The following is a 275-nucleotide window of genomic DNA, read 5'->3' as shown; positions in this document are numbered from 1 at the left end:
GTGATGACAGGGCCGTTGCACGATATGTAGGAATGATGTGTCACGCGCTGTCCGTTGATCGACACCGCGGCCGCCCCGGAAATCCACAGCTCATTGAGCAGGCGGAAAATGTGGCTTTCATGGACGATATAGTTGTTGACATTCTCACCCTCTGGGATGTACGAAGCGTCTTTCAGCGTCACTTTGATCCCTTCGCCCTGAACGCCGATTTCCCCGACGAACATTCTGTACCTCTCAACATCTTCCACAATATTGTAGTACTCTTTTTTTTCCTT

The 275-nt window shown here is 50.2% G+C and carries 1 protein-coding gene; it reads right to left on the bottom strand.

The genetic code is table 11. From position 1 onward, the window contains the following. Window positions 1-275 (bottom strand): DUF881 domain-containing protein (locus tag CF394_RS00435; RefSeq protein WP_133079775.1); only part of this gene is annotated, 275 nt, incomplete at both ends.

Source organism: Tetzosporium hominis (genome assembly GCF_002265435.1).
In the GTDB taxonomy this organism is placed as follows: domain Bacteria; phylum Bacillota; class Bacilli; order Bacillales_A; family Planococcaceae; genus Chryseomicrobium; species Chryseomicrobium hominis.
The sequence above is the reverse complement of the archived record's forward strand: the minus strand, read 5'-3'. Positions and strand labels throughout refer to the sequence as shown.